The organism is Shinella zoogloeoides (assembly GCF_033705735.1).
GTDB classification, from domain to species: Bacteria; Pseudomonadota; Alphaproteobacteria; order Rhizobiales; family Rhizobiaceae; genus Shinella; species Shinella zoogloeoides_A.
In genome coordinates this window covers 1,538,079-1,553,481 of sequence record NZ_CP131130.1, presented here as the reverse complement: position 1 = coordinate 1,553,481, position 15,403 = coordinate 1,538,079, and the positions used below count along the sequence as shown (strand labels likewise).

Genomic DNA, 15,403 nt, shown 5'->3' with positions numbered 1-15,403 from the left:
CGTTTCGTCAATGGGCCGGACGCGGCGCCATGAAGCCGGCAAGGCAGGCGCCCGTGTAATCCTCTTCCGTCGGGCGCCGGTCGAAATCGAGGATGGCGAGGCCCGCCGTCGGGTAGCCGAAGGGCGCGGCGGTCTCGGCGATCTCCTTGCCGACGAGGCGATGGAAGAATTCCTCGATCATCGGATTGTGGCCGACGACCATCACGGCGCTTTCCCGCCGGTTCGCGAAGGCGAGCTCCGCATAGGCGTCGATCGTGCCGGAATAGAGTGAGTCGACATAGTCTATGGAAAGCTCCTCGCTGACGGCGCGGTGGAACGGTTCCGCCGTCTGGCGGCAGCGCACGGCGGTCGAGGAGATGATGAGGTCCGGCCGGTAGCCCTGGTCGGCCGCTTCCTCGGCGATCACCTCGGCTTCGGCGAAGCCGTCGTCGTCGAGCGCCCGGTCGAAATCCGACTGGCCGGGCTGGGCCCAGGCGGCGCGGGCGTGGCGAAGGATATAGAGCCGGAAGGCCGGCGTGCCGAGAGATGCCAAGTCTGTCCTCCATCCGCCTGCAGCAGGATCGATGCCGTCTCCAGACTTCATGTCTTTCCTTGCCGGAAAGATCAACCGGTTTTGCGCCGCCGCCAGCATGGCAAGAATTCTGTGCTTAAATTCACGGCAGGGATGGCGCTTGGCCCATTCTGGGGACACCTTTTCGTGTGAAGCGGCAAGCAAATTTGGGGCCGATTCGGGGACGTTTTCCCCATCCCGTTGTAATCTTGATGAAATATTAGTCTGGCAGGGTTTAAAATAGAGGCACGCGCGAAAACCGTGGGTAAGTCCCGGCAGGCTTGAATCGCGTTACCCGTGGGGATATACAGCGCGCCTTGAGATGTTCTTCAGGAGAATCGCGTTGAGTGAGAAGATCGATCTTAGCAATTTCGTCCTCGATGAGGGCGAGGAATTCATGAATGCAAACCAGCGCGCCTACTTTCGAGCGAAGTTGAACGCCTGGAAAAACGATATCCTGCGCGAAGCGCGCGAAACCCTCGATCATCTGGCGGAAGAAAGCGCCAACCACCCGGACCTCGCGGACCGGGCATCCTCGGAAACCGACCGTGCCATCGAACTTCGCGCTCGCGACCGCCAGCGCAAGCTGATCTCCAAGATCGATGCGGCGCTCCAGCGTCTCGACGAAGGCACCTATGGCTATTGCGAGGAAACCGGCGAACCGATCGGCCTCAAGCGTCTCGACGCCCGTCCGATCGCAACGCTGTCGATCGAGGCGCAGGAGCGCCATGAGCGTCGGGAGAAGGTGTATCGCGACGAGTAGGCGTTTCCTGCGGGTCCGAGGAGGCTCGCAGGTCGCGTCGGCAAGGATCGAACATCGGACATTGTCCGGTGCGGGCGGTTTTCGGACCGCGTGACATCGGGAAGACTGCCAAAAGCCGCCGCGGATATCCCGGCGGCTTTTTGGTTTCCGGTTTTCGATTCCCGGCCAGCGTTGCCTGGGCTTCAGGAGGAACCATGTTCGATCATGTGAAATTCGGCGTCAGCGACTATGAGGCGAGCAAGGCCTTTTTTCTCAAGGCGCTCGCGCCGCTCGGCGTGGCCGTCGTCTCGGAAGGAACGCCGGCCTATGGCGTAGAGATGAGTTCGGACGGCAAGGTGTCGTTGTGTCTTTACCGGACAGAGGAGAAGCCGGCGCTTCTTCACCTGGCATTCGTCGCCGAGCGCCGGGAGCAGGTGGATGCCTTCCACCGTGCCGCTCTGGAAGCAGGCGGCAAGGACAATGGCGCGCCGGGCCTGCGTCCCCGCTACCATGCGAACTATTACGCGGCATTCGTCATCGGTCTCGACGGGCACAATATCGAAGCGGTTTGTCACGCGCCGGAGGCGTGATCCTTCACGCCTCGATTCCCTTGTCAGGCCGGAAGATCAAGCCTTGCGGTTCGCGGCAATCTCGCCGAGCAGGCGGGCCATTTCCGCTTCCGTCTCCTCGCGGCTCTTGGCGGCGGACTGGCCTTGGCCGATCATCGCCGCGGTCTGCGTGGGATTGGTCGTCGGCTGGGTGACGGTGCGGGCCGGAACGGTCGCCGCGGCAGCGGCATTGTTCGCCATTTCCGCTTCGAGGATCTTTTCGAACTCGCTCACCAGCGCCGGATTGTCGGCGGCGCTCGCCGTCGGGTTGGTGATCGCCGCGCTGGTGACGGGGCGCTGCACGGTCTGGGCGACCGTGGCCTGCGCCGTGGTTGCACCCGTCTGCGGCGACAGAACGCGCTGGCGGTTCTGCTCCAGCATCTCCTCGACGCGGCGCTCGGGCGCGCGCTGCTGCGCGCCGGTCTGCGCCTGCTGAGCGACGGCGGCCGGCTGCTGGACCGGGCGCGCGGGCAGGGCGCGGACGGCGGCATCCTCGTCGCCGGAATAGAGCACCTTGCTCATGGCCGAGACGCCTTCCGGCAGCGCGGCCGGCCGGCGCTCGGCGGCGAGGGGAACGGCTCCCGCGGCCACGCCCGCCGTGGCGGAGCGGGCGGCGAGCGGTGTCTCGGCGGTCTTGGCCGTTGTCTCCTGCGCGATGACGGCGGGCTCGGCGCGCTGGACCTTCTCGATCGGCTTTTCCGCGGTCGGGGCCGCTTCGGCGGCGGCGGAGACGATGCGGGATTCGATGACGATATCCGTCGGGCCGCCGATCATGACGAGATGCTCGACATCGTCGCGGCGCACCAGCACGAGGCGGCGGCGCGTATCGATCGCGGCGGCGTCCAGCACGGCAAGGCGCGGCGTCCGGTTGCGTCCGCCGCGAATGAACGGCGAGGAGGGCCGGCCGCGGATGATCCACAGCACCAGCGCGAGGCAGAGAAGGCCGAGCAGCACCACCGCCGCGGCAATGGCGAATTTCATGCCGTTCTCTGCTAGGATCTCCTGGGGCATGGCGCAGTCACTCCTCGGTGGACGGGTTGCTTCGTCAAACTGACAGCATTTGACGGCTTTTTACGGGCTCGTACAAGCGCGGCACGCCGCTTGTCCAGCACCTATTGCCGTCGTCATCGCCGCCCAACTATGGCAGCATGCGGAAATTGCGAGGGTAAGGCCTCGAATATTCCCTGTGAATTCGCCGCCTTGCTTCCCTCGGGCGGCTTTTTGCGCTTCCCTCGGGCGGATAAACATGATTCTGGCATCGGGTCCGGCCACAGCGCAAGGCCGGACAGTTGCAGACGAGGGATTGATGACGACGATGAAGCGGCCGGACGAGGACAATGTGCCGATCGTGGACCGCGGCCTGCGGCCGGCGGTGGCGCTGCGCGTCGTGCTGCTCGCGCTCGTCCTGGCGGCATCCGCCGGGGCCTTCATCCTCTTCAAGAACCAGCTCGACAACGAGATCGTGCTCGGCGTCCTCGGCGTGCTCGCCATGGCCGGCATCTTCTTCGTCGTTTCCGCGCTGATCGGCTTCATCGAGATCATGCCGCAGGCGAACGGATCGGACGGGCTTGCGCGCGCCTTCGTCGATTCGCATCCGGACGGCACGGTCGTCACCGACCGCAAGGGCCGCATCGTCTATGCCAACGCCGCCTATGGGGCGCTGACGGGGGCGAAGGGCGAGGCGGAGGTGCAGACGCTGGAAACGCTGCTGTCGCGCAACCGCGACGCCACCGAGGCCGTCTACCGCCTGACGAACGGCCTGCACGAGGGCAAGGAAGGGGCGGAAGAATTCCGCGTCCAGAAGGCGCTCAACCCGTCTTCCGCCAACGGTTCCGGTGCCCATTGGTATCGCCTCAAGGCGCGCGTGCTGCCGAATTCCGGCAATGCCCGCCAGCCGCTCTATATCTGGCAGATCTCCGACATCACCTCCGAGCGCGACGACCAGGAGCGCTTCTTCAAGGAATTGCAGAACGCCATCGACTATCTCGACCATGCGCCGGCCGGCTTCTTCTCCGCCGGCCGCAAGGGTGAGATCGTCTATCTCAACGCCACGCTCGCCGAATGGCTCGGCATCGACCTGACGAAGTTCCATCCGGGCTCGCTTTCCATCGCCGATGTCGTGGCGGGCGAGGGGCTAGCGCTCATCCAGTCCGTGCAGGCCGAGCCGGGCCTCAAGCGCACCGAGACGCTCGACCTCGACTTGCGCAAGACCAACGGCCAGAGCCTGCCGGTGCGCATTGTGCACCGCGTCTCCTCCATGCGCGACGGCGCGCCGGGCGAGAGCCGCACCATCGTGCTGGCGCGCGAGGAGGGGAGCCAGAACGACCAGTCCGCCTCCATCGCCTCGATGCGCTTCACGCGCTTCTTCAACAACACGCCGATGGCCATCGCCTCGGTGGACGGCGACGGGCGCATCCTGCGCACCAACGCGCCGTTCCTGAAACTCTTCTCCGGCGTCGTCTCGCGCGACGATATCGACCGCGGCGCCAAGCTCGAGACCATCGTGCACGAGACGGACCGCCTGCGCCTGCAATCGGCGCTCGATGCGGCAAGGGACCGGCAAGGCGACATTCCGCCGCTCGATTCGCTGCATCCCGGCGACGACGGAAGGCATTTCCGCTTCTACGTGAACGCTGTCATCGACCAGAGCGACGAGGCCCCGGAAGAGGCCGCCATCGTCTACGCCGTCGAGATCACCGAGCAGAAGGCGCTCGAGACGCAGATGGCGCAGACGCAGAAGATGAATGCGGTCGGCACGCTCGCCGGTGGTATCGCGCACGACTTCAACAACGTGCTGACGGCGATCCTGCTGTCCTCCGACCACCTGCTGCTTTCCGCGCGCCCGTCCGATGCGAGCTTCGCCGATCTCATGGAGATCAAGCGCAACGCCAACCGCGCTGCCGTGCTGGTGCGCCAGCTTCTCGCCTTCTCGCGCAAGCAGACGATGCGGCCGACCGTCCTGAACCTCACGGACGTCATCGGCGACCTGCGCATGCTGGTCGACCGGATGACCGGCACGAACGTAAAGATCGACGTCGAATACGGCCGGGACCTCTGGCCGGTGAAGACGGATCTCGGCCAGTTCGAGCAGGTATTGATCAACCTTGCCGTCAATGCGCGCGATGCCATGCCGGAGGGCGGCACGATCACCTTCCGCACGCGCAATGTCGAGGCCGAGGAGGCCGCGGCGCGGAACCTGCGCGACCTGCCGCCCGGCGACTATGTGGAAGTCGAGGTCGCCGACCAGGGCACCGGCATTCCGCCCGAGATCATCGACAAGATCTTCGAGCCCTTCTTCACCACCAAGGAAGTCGGCAAGGGCACCGGCCTCGGCCTGTCGATGGTCTATGGCATCGTCAAGCAGTCCGGCGGCTACATCTATCTCGATTCCGAAGTCGGCAAGGGCACGACCTTCCGCATCCTCATGCCGCGCCATACCGAAGAGGCCGTGCCGGCTGCCGAGACCGCCGCGACCGCGCAGGCCGGCGAGCAGCAGCCCGCGGCCGTCGCGCAGGCGCCGGAAAAGGAACCGCGCGACCTCACCGGCGGCTCGGCCGTCGTCCTTCTCGTCGAGGACGAGGAGGCGGTGCGCCGCGGCGGCAAGCGCATGCTGGAAACGCGCGGCTACACGGTGCATGAGGCTGGTTCCGGCGTCGAGGCGCTCGACATCATGGAAGAGCTGAACGGAGCGGTCGACATCGTCGTCTCCGACGTCGTCATGCCGGAAATGGACGGCCCGTCGCTGTTGCGGGAACTACGCAAATCCTATCCGGACATGAAGTTCATCTTCGTTTCCGGCTACGCCGAGGACGCCTTCGCCCGCAACCTGCCCGCCGACGCCAAGTTCGGCTTCCTGCCGAAGCCGTTCTCGCTGAAGCAGCTCGCCGAAGCCGTGCGGGAAATGCTGGACGCATAAACGCCCTTCGCGGGTGGATAGGGATTCTTGCCCCACTCGTCATCCTCGGCCTCGTGCCGAGGATCTACCAACGTATCGAAAAATGTGGCGTTGGAGATGCCCGGGACAGGCCCGAGCATGACGGAAGGAGAGGTTTCGGACCTTCCTTCCGCCTTCGTGATCAATCGACCAGCGCCACGGCGATTTCCGCCGCCAGCCGCGCATTGTTTTCCACCAGCGCGATGTTCGTCTTCAGGCTGCGGCCGTCCGTCAGGTGGAAGAGGTTGTCGAGCAGGTACGGCGTCACGGCCTTGCCGGCGATCTCGTCGCGTTCGGCATTGTCGATCGCGCGGGCGATGTAGATTTCCATTTCGTCGCGCGGGATCTCGTCGGCGGCCGGTACGGGATTGGCGATCAGCATGCCGCCGTCGATGCCGAGCTGGTCGCGCACCTTCTGGAAGTTGGCGATGGCCGCGGGGCTGTTCAGCGTCAGCGGGCTGTTGAGGCCCGAATCGCGCGACCAGAAGGCCGGGAAGGTCGGGCTGTCATAGGTCACGACCGGCACGCCGCGCGTTTCCAGAACCTCCAGCGTCTTCGGAATGTCGAGAATCGCCTTGGCGCCGGCGCAGACGACGATGACGCCGGTGCGGCCCAGCTCTTCCAGGTCGGCGGAGATGTCGAAGGTTTCTTCCGCGCCGCGGTGGACGCCGCCGATGCCGCCGGTGGCGAAGACCTTGATGCCGGCGCGCGCCGCGCCGATCATGGTGGCGGCGACGGTGGTGGCGCCGGTGCGGCGCTCGGCGATCGCGAAGGCGATGTCGGCGCGCGAGACCTTCAGTGCACCCTTGGTCTGCGAGAGCGCTTCGAGTTCGGCGTCTTCGAGGCCGATATGCAGCACGCCGTCGATGACGGCGATGGTGGCGGGCACGGCGCCCTGTTCACGGATGATGCGCTCGACGCTGCGGGCCATGTCGAGATTGCCCGGATAGGGCATGCCGTGCGTGATGATCGTCGATTCGAGGGCGACGATGGGCGCGCCGCGTTCCTTCGCGGCGGCCACTTCGGCCGAGTAGCGCATGGGCAGGAGAGGGGATACGGGTCTGGTCATGCTGTTTTCCTTGAGAGTCCTGGGAGGAATCTTGCTCTGGATTTCGAGCAAAAAAGTCTCATGACAGGATTTCAGCCTCCGGCACAAGAGAAAGTGCGCCCGAAAGGGTGGCCTGCGACATTTCTTTGGCCACCGCCAGAGGGGAGCGCACGGTGATCGCCGCCGCCGCAACGCCGTGGCGCAGCGCCTCGCCGACCGTCGCGCCGCCCGTCCATGCGCTGAGGAAGCCGGAGGCGAGCGAATCGCCGGCGCCGGTCACGTCGCCGAGAGCCGGGATATCCGGCGGAATGACGAGGGCCGCGCCTTTTTCGTCGAACGCGACCACGCCCCTGCCGCCGCGCGTGACGACGCCTGCGGAAAGCCCGGCGGCGCGCAGCGCCTTCGGCCAGTCGGCGGGGTTTTCCGGCGTCTCGCCCGTCAGCGTGCGGGCTTCCGCCTCGTTCATGAAGAGGAAGGCGAGGGCGGAAAGGCTGCCCTGAAACCGCACCACCTTGGCCGGGGAAATGGCGATGCCGGCGACCGGAACGCCCGACGCCTTGGCTGCCTCGACCATGGCGGCCAGCGTCTCGCCCGGCAGGTTGGCATCGGTGAGGATGAGCGCGGCCGTGTCGATCGCCTCGCGCATCGCGCGCTGCTGAAGGCGGCGCGGCGAGAACAGCCGGTAGAGCTCCATGTCGGCCAGCGCGATGACGAGGTTGCCGTCACGCTCGATGATGGCGGTGTAGCTCGGCGTCGCGCGGTCGAGGAAGATGAAGGGCGTATCCTCCACGCCGGCCGCGGCCGCAGCGGCGGCAACGATGTCGCCGTCGGAATCGCCGCCGCGCGGCGAAACGAGCCGCACCTTGTGGCCGAGCCGGGAAAGGTTGCGCGCCGCATTGAAGGCGCCGCCACCCGCTTCCACGAACCAGGCGCCCGGATTGCTTGCGCCCGGCGCCGTTTCGCCGGCGATGCGTCCGCGCCTGTCCACATGGGCGCCGCCCATCACCAGTATCGTCCTGTCCGTCATGGTCTTCCTTCGCATCCCCGCCGATTCGCCCGCATGGAGCCTGATCGACCGTGGTATCCTGTCTCGTCTTTCGTGCCGTTCGCCCGCTGAAACGGAAATAGAACACGCTCCCGATTTCCAAAGTCATTCAATGAGATGAATGGGTCTTGCGAAATGAGAACAAAAAGTGTACATAGCTTTCATCGGCGGCTTCGTTGCCTGTCTTGCTTCAATAACCTAAAGGTGGACCAAATGGCACAGAACACTTTGCGGCTCGTAGAGGATAAAACAGTGGATAAAAGCAAGGCACTCGAAGCGGCTCTCTCTCAGATCGAGCGCTCCTTCGGCAAGGGCTCCATCATGAAGCTCGGCGGAAAGGACAGCGTCATCGAGGTCGAGACGGTTTCGACGGGCTCTCTCAGCCTCGACGTCGCGCTCGGCATCGGCGGCCTGCCGAAGGGCCGCATCATCGAGATCTACGGTCCGGAAAGCTCGGGCAAGACGACCTTGGCGCTCCAGACCATTGCCGAATCCCAGAAGAAGGGCGGCATCTGCGCCTTCGTCGATGCCGAACACGCACTTGACCCGGTCTATGCCCGCAAGCTCGGCGTCGACCTGGAAAACCTGCTGATCTCGCAGCCCGACACCGGCGAGCAGGCGCTCGAGATCACCGACACGCTGGTACGCTCCGGCGCCATCGACGTGCTGGTCGTCGATTCGGTCGCCGCGCTCACGCCGCGCGCCGAAATCGAGGGCGAGATGGGCGAAAGCCTGCCGGGCCTTCAGGCCCGCCTGATGAGCCAGGCGCTGCGCAAGCTGACGGCCTCCATCTCCAAGTCCAACACGATGGTCATCTTCATCAACCAGATCCGCATGAAGATCGGCGTCGTCTACGGCTCGCCGGAAGTGACGACGGGCGGCAATGCGCTGAAGTTCTATGCTTCCGTCCGCCTCGACATCCGCCGCATCGGCGCGGTCAAGGAGCGCGACGAGGTCATCGGCAACCAGACCCGCGTCAAGGTCGTCAAGAACAAGATGGCCCCGCCCTTCAAGCAGGTCGAATTCGACATCATGTATGGAGAGGGCGTCTCCAAGACGGGCGAGCTTATCGACCTCGGCGTCAAGGCCGGCATCGTCGAGAAGTCTGGCGCCTGGTTCTCCTACAACAGCCAGCGTCTCGGCCAGGGCCGCGAGAACGCCAAGACGTTCCTGCGCGACAACCCGGATCTTGCCCGCGAGATCGAGATGACGCTGCGCCAGAATGCCGGCCTGATCGCCGACCGCTTCCTGGAAAACGGCGGTCCGGACCCGAACGACGGCGACGACGGCGAGCCCTGATCGCTCCGGCGCCGCGCCCGCCCGCGCATGACGCGGATCGGTCTGCGATTGCGCCCCATGCGGAACGATAATCCGGAAACCGGCCTCTTCTTCGTGAAAGGCCGGTTTTTTGGTGTCTGGACAGGGAAGGGTGCGGGCGATAAAAGCCATCAATTCTCGCGCGCGCCCGCGGTTTACGGCCTTTCCCGGGAAAGGCGGCCGGCGTGTGCAGTTTCGACGGAACTGGCGGATGGAGAGCCTCGCAAGGGGCTTCCGGCGGGCGCTCCGGCCGGCGGGGCGGTTTCGCGTCTGCCGAATATGACATTGGGTGGATGATGCGCGGCCTGCGGGGCAGGCGGCGCCAAGATGAAGGACGCGACATGAGCGGCGTGAATGAGATCCGGTCGACTTTCCTCGACTATTTCCGCAGGGAAGGCCACGAGGTCGTCTCGTCGAGCCCGCTCGTGCCGCGCAACGACCCGACCCTGATGTTCACCAATGCCGGCATGGTGCAGTTCAAGAACGTCTTCACCGGCCTGGAGTCGCGTCCCTATTCCACGGCGGTCACCGCGCAGAAATGCGTGCGCGCCGGCGGCAAGCACAACGACCTCGACAATGTCGGCTATACCGCGCGCCACCACACCTTCTTCGAGATGCTCGGTAACTTCTCCTTCGGCGACTACTTCAAGGAGCGCGCCATTGAGCTTGCCTGGAACCTGATCACCAAGGAATTCGGCATCGACAAGAGCCGGCTGCTCGTCACCGTCTACCACACGGACGACCAGGCCTTCGACCTCTGGAAGAAGATCGCCGGCTTTTCCGACGACCGCATCATCCGTATTCCGACCAGCGACAATTTCTGGGCGATGGGCGATACCGGCCCGTGCGGCCCCTGTTCGGAGATCTTCTACGATCATGGCGATCATATCTGGGGCGGCCCGCCCGGCTCGCCGGAAGAGGACGGCGACCGCTTCATCGAGATCTGGAACCTCGTCTTCATGCAGTTCGAGCAGATCACGAAGGACGAGCGCCTCGACCTGCCGCGTCCGTCCATCGACACCGGCATGGGCCTGGAGCGCATCGCCGCGCTGCTGCAGGGCAAGCATGACAACTACGATATCGACCTCTTCCGTGCACTGATCGACGCCTCCGTCGAGGCGACCGGCGTTCCGGCGGAGGGCGAGGCCCGCGCCAGCCACCGCGTCATCGCCGACCACCTGCGCTCCTCCGCCTTCCTGATCGCCGACGGCGTGCTGCCGGCCAAGGACGGCCGCGGCTATGTGCTGCGCCGCATCATGCGCCGCGCCATGCGTCATGCGCAGCTTCTCGGCGCGAAAGAACCGCTGATGTGGAAGCTGCTGCCGACGCTGGTCAGCGAGATGGGCCGCGCCTATCCGGAGCTGCAGCGCGCCGAAGCGCTGATCTCCGAGACGCTGAAGCTGGAGGAAACCCGTTTCCGCACCACGCTGGAGCGCGGCCTGAACCTTCTCTCCGACGCCACCAACACGCTGCACAAGGGCGATACGCTCGACGGCGAGACCGCCTTCAAGCTCTACGACACCTATGGCTTCCCGCTCGACCTGACGCAGGACGCGCTGCGCGGCCGCGGTATCGGCGTCGATCTTTCCGGCTTCACGGATGCCATGGAGCGCCAGAAGGCGGAAGCCCGCGCCCATTGGGCCGGCTCCGGCGAGGCGGCGACGGAAACCGTCTGGTTCGAGCTGCGCGAAAAGCTCGGCGCGACCGAATTCCTCGGCTACGACACGGAAACCGCCGAAGGCGTCGTCCAGGCGATCGTCAGCGAAGGCAAGACGGTCGACAGCGCCAAGGCCGGCGACACCGTCCAGCTCGTGTTCAACCAGACCCCGTTCTATGGCGAATCCGGCGGCCAGATGGGCGATACCGGCTCCATCGCCACCGACAATGCGCGTCTTGCGGTCAGCGATACCCAGAAGAAGGGTGATGGCGTCTTCGTCCACACCGCGACCGTCACCGAAGGCACGATCAAGGTCGGCGACGCCGTGGCGCTCACGGTCGATCACGCCCGCCGCTCGCGCCTGCGCGCCAACCATTCGGCAACGCACCTCCTGCACGAGGCGCTGCGCGAAGTGCTCGGCACCCATGTCGCCCAGAAGGGCTCGCTGGTCGCGCCCGAGCGCCTGCGCTTCGACGTCTCGCATCCCAAGCCCATGACGGCCGAGGAACTGCGCGTCATCGAGGACATGGCGAACGAGATCATCGTGCAGAATTCGCCGGTCACCACCCGCCTGATGACGGTGGACGACGCGATCGCCGAGGGCGCCATGGCGCTGTTCGGCGAAAAATACGGCGATGAGGTCCGCGTCGTCTCCATGGGCACCGGCATTCGCGGCGCCAAGGTCAACCGGCCCTATTCGGTCGAGCTGTGCGGCGGCACGCATGTCTCCTCCACGGGCGAGATCGGCCTCGTGCGCATCCTTTCCGACAGCGCCGTCGGCTCGGGCGTGCGCCGTCTGGAAGCGCTGACCGGGGAATCTGCCCGCGCCTATCTCGCCGAGCAGGACGAGCGCGTGAAGGCGCTCGCCAATGCGCTCAAGGCCCAGCCGGGCGAGGTTCTCTTCCGCGTCGAGGCGCTGGTCGACGAACGCCGCAGGCTGGAGCGCGAACTGACGGAAGCCAAGAAGAAGCTGGCGCTCTCCGGCGGCACGGCCGGCGGCGACGACGGCGTGCGCGAGGTTGCCGGCGTGAAATATCTCGGCAAGGTGGTCGCCGGCGTCGAGCCGAAGGACCTCAAGAGCCTTGCGGACGAAGGCAAGAAGAGCCTCGGCTCGGGCGTCGTCACCTTCGTCGGCGTCTCGCCCGATGGCAAGGCGAGCGCCGTGGTCGCCGTGACGGAAGACCTCACCGCCCGCTTCAGCGCCGTCGATCTCGTCCGCCGCGCCTCCGAGGCGCTCGGCGGCAAGGGCGGCGGCGGCCGTCCTGACATGGCGCAGGCCGGCGGGCCGGATGGTGCCAGGGCGACCGATGCGGTCGAGGCCGTCGCCGCGGCGCTGGCCGGCTAAGCGTTCCTTTTTACTCCACAATTCATCGAGCGGCGGGTCCTGGCCCGCCGTTTCGTTTGCGAAGTCTTCAAGGTTTGCACCTAGCATTCCGGCGTGTGGAGTGCCCATATTGATTGAAGACGTCATCAGCATCTCGACCTTGATGATCTGCACCTTCCTGTCGACCATGGTCGTCGGGATTTTCATGCTGCAGGTCTGGCTCACCGACCGGCGCCATGCGGCGGCCGGCTACTGGTGCCTGTCCATGTGGGTGGGCTCGGCCTGCACGCTGCTCTTCGCGTTGCGGCCCATCGGCCTGCCGGTTCTGACCGTCGGCCTCGGCAATGCGTTCGCCGCCTCCGGCTACGCCTTCATGTGGGCCGGCTTCCGGGTCTTCGACCGCCGCTCCGCCAGTCTTCTGGTCGTGCTGGTGGGGCCGCTGCTCTGGAGCGTCGCCTATCTCGGCTTCGACGCGGTGGCGAGCGATGTCAACAACCGTATCATCCTGTCCTCGATCATCATCGCCGCCTATTCGGGCGCCATCGGCATCGATATCTGGCGCGGCCGCAAGGTCGAGCGGCTGCCGACCCGATCCATCGCCGCGCTTTTCTTCGTGACGCATGGCATGATCTACTTCCTGCGCGTGCCGCTGGCGATCTTCTTCCCTGCGCCACTCGCAGACGGAACGGCGCATTCGGCCTGGTTCGCCATCTTCTCGCTGGAGCTCTTCGCCCATACGATCCTTGCGGCCGTCGCCATGCTGGTGCTGATCAAGGAGCGCGGCGAGGCGATCTATCGCCAGGCCTCGCGCACGGATGCGCTGACCGGCATCGCCAATCGCGGCTCGTTCCTCGAGGATGTGCGGGTGCACCTTTCCGGCAAGGGCGAGGGCACGCTGATGATCTTCGACCTCGACCGGTTCAAGGCGATCAACGATACCTATGGCCATGTCGCGGGCGATGCGGTGCTGAAGCGCTTTTCCGCCCGGGTTTCCTCCTGGCTGGACGAGGGCATGCTGTTCTGCCGGTTCGGCGGCGAGGAATTCGCGCTCTTCGCGCCGGGGCAGGGCGCCGAACGGGCGGAACCCTTCGCCGAAGCGCTCCTCCGCGAGATCGCCGCCATGTCGGTGACCTGCGAGGGGCGCGAGATCGGCGTTTCGGTCAGCATCGGCCTTGCCGATGTGGCGGCCTTCGGCGCGGATTTCGACCGCCTGCATTCGGCGGCCGACAGCGCGCTCTATGCTGCCAAGGAGGCCGGCCGCAACCGCGTGATGCTCGCCCGGCCCGGCGGAAACCTTACCGCGCTTGCCGAGCGCATGCGGATTTCCCCTGAGCAGAGTGGTATTTCCATAGCCGGCTAATTTTCCGCCGGCCTGCCGGCGATTTCCGCCAGGGCGGCATTGGCTGTCGCCGTATAGGTGACGCGCGGGGCGTGCAGCTCGTGGGCCTCCAGCAGCCGCCGCATGTCCGGTTTCAATCCGGCGATGAAGACGCGGACGCCCGCGCGGTCGGCCTTGCGCACCAGCCCTTCGATGACGCTAGCGGCGGTGGAATCGAGCAGCGGCACGTCGGTGCAGTCGAGCACGAAATTGCGCCGCTGGTCGGCGATGCGGTCGAGCACGGAGCCGACGCTGGCGGCCGCGCCGAAGAAGAACACGCCGCTGATGCGATAGACGACCGTATCCGGATCGTCCGCCACGACCGGCCGCTCGGGCAGGCCGCTGTCCTCGCCGGCCTCCTCGATGGCGCGCACGAGGCGCGGCACGGTTTCCTCCCGGATATCCACCGCCTTGCCCATGCGGTCGATGAAGAGCACGGCGCCGAGCAGGAAGCCGACGACGATGCCTTCGGTGAGATCGCGGAAGACGACAAGGAGGAAGGTCACGACGAGCACCGCCGCGTCGCCGCGCGAGGAGCGGAAGAGTGCGCCGATGGCCGGGCGCTCGATCATGTTGAAGGAGACGACGGCGAGTACGCCGGCAAGGGCGGCGAGCGGAATGTAGCTGGCGAGCGGCGCGGCGACGAGCATGAAGATGAGCAGGAAGAGGGCATGCAGCATGCCGGAGACCGGGCTGGTGGCGCCGGAGCGGACATTCGTCGCCGTGCGGGCGATGGTGCCGGTCACGCAGATTCCGCCGAAGAGCGCCGAGCCGACATTGGCGAAGCCCTGCGCGACGAGCTCCATGCTGGAGCGATGCCGCCGGCCCGTCATGCCGTCGGCGACGACGGCGGAGAGCAGCGATTCGATCGCGCCGAGCAGGGCGAAGGCGACCGCATCGGGCAACACGGCGACGACAAGGTCGGGCGAGAAGGAGGGCAGAGCCGGAACAGGCAGGCTGCGCGGGATGCCGCCGAAGCGGGTGCCGATGGTGTCCGCCGGCAGGGCGAGGAGGGCGGTCGCGGCCGAGGCGACGGCGACCGCGATGAGAAGGTTCGGCCAGGAGGGGCGGAAGCGGCGCAGAAGCAGGATGACCGCGATGGTGAGCCCCGCAACACCGAAGGCGGCGAGGTTGAAGGTGGGCCGCGCGGCCCAGAGCGCGGCGAGCTTCTCGATGATCGGCCCCGGCTCGCGGCCTTCGAGCTTCAGCCCCAGCAGCTCGCCGATCTGGCTGGAGAAGATGATGATGGCGATGCCGGCCGTGAAGCCCACGGTCACCGGATAGGGGATGAACTTGATGTATTTGCCGAGCCGGAGATAGCCGGCGATGGCCAGCATGATGCCGGAGAGGAAGGTGGCGAGCAGCAGGCCCTCGACCCCGTGCCGGGCGGCGGTTGCCGAGACCAGCACGATGAAGGCGCCCGCCGGCCCGCCCACCTGGAAGCGGCTGCCGCCGAGCGCGGAGACGAGGAAGCCGCCGACGATGGCGGTGTAGAGGCCGCGGTCGGGCGTGACGCCCGAGGCGATGGCGATCGCCATGGAAAGCGGCAGGGCAACGATCGCCACGGTGAGGCCGGCAAGCGCATCGGCGCGCAGACGCGCGGGGCTGTAGCCCTCCGCGAAAACGCTGGCGAGCTTCGGCATCAATGTATCGGTCATGGGAGCCTCGAAAGGCCGGTGGATTGGGGAAAAGGGGCCGGCGAGGGCATCTCACGCCGAGTCGCCCGATTTTGCAATAACGGAAGGCAAGGCTATGCGAAAATTGCAGGGCAAGACAGAAGCGCAGGATTTGTGAAATCGC

The 15,403-nt window shown here is 66.1% G+C and carries 11 protein-coding genes; 6 read left to right on the top strand and 5 right to left on the bottom strand.

What is annotated here, in order from left to right; genetic code table 11:
• Nucleotides 1-7: 7 nt before the first annotated feature.
• Nucleotides 8-532, bottom strand: a complete 525-nt coding sequence (locus ShzoTeo12_RS08010) for a SixA phosphatase family protein (protein WP_245424797.1) — start codon at nucleotides 530-532, stop codon at nucleotides 8-10.
• Between the two features lie 361 nt (nucleotides 533-893).
• On the opposite strand from ShzoTeo12_RS08010, the gene dksA reads away from it, so the two are divergent.
• Both dksA and ShzoTeo12_RS08000 read left to right on the top strand, forming a co-directional pair.
• Nucleotides 894-1,313 (top strand): RNA polymerase-binding protein DksA, encoded by a 420-nt coding sequence (gene dksA / locus ShzoTeo12_RS08005; protein WP_119256227.1) that lies wholly within the window; start codon nucleotides 894-896, stop codon nucleotides 1,311-1,313.
• Between the two features lie 194 nt (nucleotides 1,314-1,507).
• Nucleotides 1,508-1,882 (top strand): VOC family protein, encoded by a 375-nt coding sequence (locus tag ShzoTeo12_RS08000; protein WP_318912409.1) that lies wholly within the window; start codon nucleotides 1,508-1,510, stop codon nucleotides 1,880-1,882.
• Between the two features lie 36 nt (nucleotides 1,883-1,918).
• Here the strand turns inward: ShzoTeo12_RS08000 and ShzoTeo12_RS07995 are convergent, their stop codons facing one another.
• Nucleotides 1,919-2,911, bottom strand: a complete 993-nt coding sequence (locus ShzoTeo12_RS07995; protein ID WP_318912089.1) for a flagellar biosynthetic protein FliO — start codon at nucleotides 2,909-2,911, stop codon at nucleotides 1,919-1,921.
• A 295-nt stretch (nucleotides 2,912-3,206) separates the two neighbouring features.
• Between ShzoTeo12_RS07995 and cckA the strand changes: the two genes are divergently transcribed.
• Nucleotides 3,207-5,816 carry a cell cycle histidine kinase CckA gene (cckA, locus tag ShzoTeo12_RS07990; RefSeq protein WP_318912088.1) on the top strand — a complete coding sequence of 870 codons (2,610 nt, stop codon included), beginning with the start codon at nucleotides 3,207-3,209 and terminating at the stop codon, nucleotides 5,814-5,816.
• Between the two features lie 160 nt (nucleotides 5,817-5,976).
• Here the strand turns inward: cckA and ShzoTeo12_RS07985 are convergent, their stop codons facing one another.
• Both ShzoTeo12_RS07985 and ShzoTeo12_RS07980 read right to left on the bottom strand, forming a co-directional pair.
• A complete protein-coding gene (locus ShzoTeo12_RS07985; RefSeq protein WP_119256231.1) occupies nucleotides 5,977-6,903 on the bottom strand; it encodes a pseudouridine-5'-phosphate glycosidase in 927 nt (308 codons plus the stop codon).
• Between the two features lie 58 nt (nucleotides 6,904-6,961).
• Nucleotides 6,962-7,909 (bottom strand): carbohydrate kinase family protein, encoded by a 948-nt coding sequence (locus tag ShzoTeo12_RS07980; RefSeq protein WP_318912086.1) that lies wholly within the window; start codon nucleotides 7,907-7,909, stop codon nucleotides 6,962-6,964.
• 231 nt (nucleotides 7,910-8,140) lie between these two features.
• On the opposite strand from ShzoTeo12_RS07980, the gene recA reads away from it, so the two are divergent.
• From recA to ShzoTeo12_RS07965, 3 genes are all read left to right on the top strand, one after another.
• On the top strand, nucleotides 8,141-9,226 hold the full coding sequence (gene recA, locus ShzoTeo12_RS07975; protein WP_119256233.1) for a recombinase RecA: 1,086 nt from the start codon (nucleotides 8,141-8,143) through the stop codon (nucleotides 9,224-9,226).
• A gap of 359 nt (nucleotides 9,227-9,585) precedes the next feature.
• Entirely contained in the window at nucleotides 9,586-12,246 is a 2,661-nt protein-coding gene (gene alaS, locus ShzoTeo12_RS07970; protein ID WP_318912085.1) for an alanine--tRNA ligase, read from the top strand.
• Nucleotides 12,247-12,355: 109 nt separating this feature from the next.
• Complete coding sequence (locus tag ShzoTeo12_RS07965) at nucleotides 12,356-13,585, top strand: GGDEF domain-containing protein (protein ID WP_318912083.1); 1,230 nt, start codon at nucleotides 12,356-12,358, stop codon at nucleotides 13,583-13,585.
• On the opposite strand, the gene ShzoTeo12_RS07960 is transcribed toward ShzoTeo12_RS07965, so the two are convergent.
• A complete protein-coding gene (locus tag ShzoTeo12_RS07960; protein ID WP_318912082.1) occupies nucleotides 13,582-15,261 on the bottom strand; it encodes a SulP family inorganic anion transporter in 1,680 nt (559 codons plus the stop codon). The two genes, ShzoTeo12_RS07965 and ShzoTeo12_RS07960, sit on opposite strands and share 4 nt — an antisense overlap.
• Nucleotides 15,262-15,403 lie beyond the last annotated feature (142 nt).